At 74.5% G+C, this 2958-nt stretch carries 2 protein-coding genes; one reads left to right on the forward strand and one right to left on the reverse strand.

Annotated features, from left to right (window positions below):
* Positions 1–2225, reverse strand: a 2225-nt coding sequence (locus tag Q0L54_RS10250; protein WP_296667830.1) for a hypothetical protein, incomplete at its 3' end; no start/stop codon positions are given.
* A gap of 149 nt (positions 2226–2374) precedes the next feature.
* On the opposite strand from Q0L54_RS10250, the gene Q0L54_RS10255 reads away from it, so the two are divergent.
* Positions 2375–2958 (forward strand): hypothetical protein (locus Q0L54_RS10255; RefSeq protein WP_296667833.1); only part of this gene is annotated, 584 nt, incomplete at its 3' end.

Consider the following 2958-nt stretch of genomic DNA (forward strand, 5'->3'; position numbering starts at 1 on the left):
TGCAGCGCCTCGGTGGTCGCGGTGGCGCGCAGCGCGGTGATCTCCTCGTCCGCCGCTCGGCGCGCCTCCGCGGCGCGCCGGCGCGTGTCCTTGTGATGGGCCTCGGCCTCAGCCCGGATCGCCTCGGCCTCGGCGGTCACCTGCTCGCGCAGAGCGGCGAGCTCGGCCTCGGCGGCATCGCGCGCCTGCGCGACCTCCTCGTCGACGGCCTCGCGGATCTGAGAGGCGTAAGCGTCCGCATCGCGACGCTGCTGCGCTGCGTAGGCGTCCGCCTCGCGACGCTGCTGCGCCGCGTAGGTGTCGGCGGCCCGGTGCTGCTCGCCCGCGTAGGCCTCGGCCTCCTGTCGCTCCTTGACCGCGTACGCGTCCGTCTCACGGCGCGTCTCGGCGGCGTACACGTCCGCCTCGCGTCGCGTGTCGGTCGCGTAGACCTCGGTCTGCTGGCGCTGCGCGACCACCCACGACTCGGTGTCCTGACGCAGGGCGGCGACCTCGGCCTCTGCGGATCGGCGCTCGCCCAGGGCCCACGCCTGTGTCTCCTCGCGCAGCGCGGCGGCCTCGGCCTCGACGGCGCGGCGCTCGGTCGCGGCCCACGTTTCGGTCTGCTCGCGCAGCGCGGCGGCCTCAACTTCCGCGGTTCGGCGCTCGGTTGCGGCCCACGTCTCGGTCTCCTCGCGCAGCGCGGCGACCGCGGCCTCGACGGAGCGGCGCTCGCCCAGTGCCCAGGCCTCGGTCTCCTCGCGCAACGCTGCGACCGCGGCCTCGGTGTCTCTGCGCTCGGTGGCGGCCCAGGCCTGCGTCTCCTCGCGGAGCGCGGTGGTGGTCGCCTCCGTCTCGCGGCGCTGGGTGGTCGCCCACGTCTCGGTTCCCTGGCGCAGGTGCGCGACCCAGGTCTCGGTCTCCTCGCGCAGCTGGGCGGCGTAGGCCTCAGCGCTGTCGCGGAGCTCCGTGGCCTCGGACTGCGCGGCGGTGCGCTGGTCCCCGGTCTCGCGCGCGGCTACCGCTCGCAGCTCCGAGGCGTCCTGGTCGGCCAGGTGCCGCAGCTGCGCCACCTCCTGCTCGACGGTGTGGCGCAGGTTCGCGGCGTAGGCGTCGGCCTCGCGGCGCTGCTGCCCCGTCTCGCGCTCGGCAAGGCCACGCAGGTGCGCGGCCTCCTCGGCGGCGCGCCTGGTGAGCTCGGCGGCGGCGGCCTCCGCCGCCTCGCGGCTCTCCTGCGCGTCATCGCCGGCTTGGGCCAGCGCCGCGGCGGCGTCGTTGCGCAGCGTGGCCGCGTCGCTCTCGGCGGAGATCCGCATGTCGGAGGCCTCGGCCTCCGCGACGGCACGCATGTTCGCGGCGTCTCGCTCGGCCTCGGAACGAGCCTGAGCGGCGGCGGATTCGGCCGCCTGCCGCGTCGCGCCGGCCTCCTCCCGCGCCGCGGCGAGCGCGCGTGCCGCTTCGGCCTTGAGGCGCTCGGTCTCGACGCGAGTCGACTCCGCGAGCTCGTCTGCCTCCGCGTGGGCGGCCGCGAGGAAGCTCGCCGCCTCGTCGCGCAGGCGGCTCGACTCCTGGTGGGCGTGAGCGAGCTTCTGCTCGGACTCCGCGCGTGCGGCGTCGACCAGGTCAGCCGCCTCGCGCTGGCTGGTGACCCGGAGCTCCGTGGCCTCGCGCTCGACGCCCGCGCGCAGCGTGTGCGCCTCCCTCTCGCCGGTGGCACGAAGCTCGGCGGACTCCGCCTCCGCCCCGGAGCGCAGCCGCTCCGCCTCCCGCTGCGCGCGCTCCATGTTCTCCGCGCTCTGGCGCTCCGCGGCCTCGCGAACCGTGGCGGCGGCGTGCTCTGCCTGGGTCTTGATCTCGTCCGCCTCGCGGCGGCTCTGTGCCAGGATCTCCGCGACCTCGTTGTCCGCGCGGGCGCGCAACTGCTGGGCCGCGACGTTCGCGCGGGCGACAGTGTCCTGCGCATGCGTGTTCGCGCGGGCGATCACGTCAGACGACTGCTCCTCGGCCGAGCGCAGCAGTTGCTCGACGCGGGCTCCGAGACCCTTGTACGTGGGCTGCTCGGATTCGCGGAGCGACTTCTGGGCCTCGTCGAGCGACGTCCGAGCCTGCTGCGCTTCGCGCCGCGCCTTCTCGGCCGCCGCGGCCTGCTCCCGCGCGGCGTCCTCGAGACTGGCGATGCGGGCGGCAACCGCCTCGCGGTCGTAACCGCGCATGGCGAGCGGGAACGGCAGGTTCTCTTCGGGCATGGTTCTCCTTGTTCGCGCCGGCGCGGGTGACGGGGCGGGTCACGCACTCTTCACCAGGGTAGTGCGCCTCGAGGGTGAGGAACAAAGTCAACGGGAGCATCGTTGGGCGCTTGTCTCGTAGAGTGATAGGGCGACGAACGGAGAACCACGTGACCTTGCGCACCACCGCGCTCATCGCGGGAGCGCTCGGACTGCTGCTGCTGATCGGCGGACTGATCGCCGATGCCATGCGTCCGGCGTCCTTCGGCACCCCGCGCGCTGCGGTCGATACCGCGGTGGTCCTGGTGGGCCCCGACATGGTGGCGACTGCCCCGGGCGGCAGCGTGACCTTCGAGGGCACTGGCGACGTGGTCGCCTACGTGGGCCGGACCGAGGACGTCGAGGCGTGGGCGTCGTCCCGCGACGTCACGGTGGTCACCGGCATCCCCGACTGGGAGCAGCTCTCCGTCACGCGGGATGACGCAATGCAACCGGAGGCGTCGGCCTCGCCGTCCGCGTCCGCCTCGCCCGCCGCGTCGACGTCGCCATCCCCATCCGCCTCGCCCGCCGAATCGGCGTCGCCCTCGCCGTCCGCGGAGCCGGAGGTGGCGCCCCAGATCGCCGACATCTGGCGGCAGACCTGGGACTCGAACGGCTCCCTCGAGCTCGAGACCGTTGAGATCTCCCCGGGGCTCACGCTGGTGGCCGAGAGCGTCGACGGCTCGCCCCTGGTCGCCGTGCAGATGACGCTCAA

The organism is Demequina sp. (assembly GCF_024642165.1).
Taxonomy (GTDB): Bacteria; Actinomycetota; Actinomycetes; order Actinomycetales; family Demequinaceae; genus Demequina.